The sequence below is a fragment of the Cellulomonas sp. P5_C6 genome (assembly GCF_054049635.1).
This window is the reverse complement of the sequence record NZ_JBFULZ010000365.1, coordinates 1-1,427: the sequence shown is the minus strand read 5'-3', so window position 1 is coordinate 1,427 and position 1,427 is coordinate 1. Positions and strand designations below refer to the sequence as shown.

General features: G+C 65.5%; 2 protein-coding genes. One reads left to right on the top strand and one right to left on the bottom strand.

The window, feature by feature from the left end; translation table 11 throughout:
* Window positions 1-759 (top strand): hypothetical protein (locus ACXJKG_RS21160; RefSeq protein ID WP_456847681.1); only part of this gene is annotated, 759 nt, incomplete at its 5' end.
* Window positions 760-773: 14 nt separating this feature from the next.
* On the opposite strand, the gene ACXJKG_RS21155 is transcribed toward ACXJKG_RS21160, so the two are convergent.
* The coding region (locus ACXJKG_RS21155) for a DegT/DnrJ/EryC1/StrS family aminotransferase (RefSeq protein WP_456847680.1) at window positions 774-1,427 on the bottom strand (654 nt) is incomplete at its 5' end.

Below are 1,427 nucleotides of genomic sequence, written 5' to 3'. Positions count from 1 at the left end.
CTTCGGTACGAGGCCGCTGCCGCACTGATTGCCTCGGTACCCGCGACCGCCTCTGTCCTCGTTGACTTTGATCGCCATACCTACTCGCGACCGATCGTGTGGGCGAGCCGGAAGCAGGGGCGTCGCCTCGTGACACTTGTGCATGGAGCGCCGTCTGCGTCGACTTACCTTCCAGTTCTCGCGGACGAGGTCCTCGTTTGGGGCAACGTCCAAGCGGACTTCTTCCGCGCGTCCGACCAACGACTCCGCGTGACGGCAGTCGGGCGGCCGGACGTTGAAACACCTGTGCCGTCATCCGGACGCGCGCCGCGCCTGGTGGTCTGCTCGTCCCTGGAAGAGCTGAGCGGCGAAGAGATTCGCCGTGTCCGAACGTTGATCGACGATGCCAAGCAGCAGGGCGTCGAGACGGTTCTGCGCCCCCATCCTCGCTCGACCTCTAGAGTTGGGGAGAGCTGGTCCGAAATCGAGGCAGCTGTCGACGTCGTCGGCGATCTGGGTGGGCGCATGTTGGAGGTCGTCGGGCCGGGCGACACAGTCGTCGTAGTGACCTCGACCGCCGCCATCGACGCCCTCGTAGCAGGCGCTGCAGTATCGGTCGTCGCCGACGACCGGCGTGATCTGCCATGCGATGTGGCCGCGTTGCGAGCACCAGAGGGGACGGCGGGCTTTGACGAGCGCCTCGCGTGCCAAATCGTTGCCGATATCGGTGAGGCTGCGCGCGCCCGGCTGGCAGCGGTGCTCGCCTCACCGACGCGCTGACGTCACCAGTGCGGTCAGGAGTCCGTGCCTGAGAGCGCCCGACGCACGAGTCCGATGACGCGATCAACGTCATTGTCGGACAGGTCGGGGTACAGCGGCAGGGAGATCTCCTGGCTGTAGTAGGCCTCCGCGTTCGGACACATTCCTCGCTTGTAGCCGAGGTCTACAAAGACGGGGTGYCAGTAGGCCGGCACGTAGTTGACCTGTACGCCGATGCCGGCCGTTCGGAGGAACTCGAACACCTCCCGCCGGCGTCCACCAAGTACGCGCAACGGATAGAGGTGCCAGGCCGGTCGAGCTTCCTGACGGTGGGCGGGTGTGAGGATGCCCTCCAGGCCCGCGAGGCCGCTGTCGTACCGCTCATGGATGCTCGCGCGGCGGTCTACGAAGCTCTCGAGCCGCGAAAGCTGCGAGGAGCCGAGAGCAGCAAGGACGTCGGGGAGGCGATAGTTGAGCCCGAAACTGTGCACTTCCTGGTGCCAGGGACCCTCCTCCGGCCAGCGCATGTCGGCAGCCGTTCGCACCAGGCCATGGTTCTTGAAGCGCCGCGCCCGCAGTTCGAGATCCTGGTGAGGCGTAAGGACTGCGCCACCCTCCGATGTCGTCAGATTCTTAGTTGGAAAGAATGACAACGTCGTGAGATCCGCCAAGCCGCCGACTGGCTGACC